General features: G+C 44.7%; 1 pseudogene. It reads right to left on the bottom strand.

The annotated features are described in order from the left end of the window. Window positions 1-36: 36 nt before the first annotated feature. Window positions 37-237: pseudogene (locus tag CH339_RS25990) on the bottom strand (HlyD family secretion protein); the annotation flags it as partial.

Raw genomic sequence — 237 nt, forward strand, 5'->3', positions numbered from 1 at the left:
GAGCAAGACGATCGTCTTGCTCTTTTTTGCGAATGCCTATAACGAAATTTTCACTTCCGCATTCATGCCGGGAAGCAATTTGGCGGACGGATTTTGAATCGAAATCTTGACTTGAACTTTCTCGGTGACTTTCGTATAGTCTCCGCTTTGGTTCATTTCCGGAAACATTGAAAATACCGAATCTGTCGCATATCCGATCTCTTCGACCTTCCCTTCAAACGTTGTATCAGGGTCCCC

The sequence above is a fragment of the Rhodobium orientis genome (assembly GCF_003258835.1).
In the GTDB taxonomy this organism is placed as follows: domain Bacteria; phylum Pseudomonadota; class Alphaproteobacteria; order Rhizobiales; family Rhodobiaceae; genus Rhodobium; species Rhodobium orientis.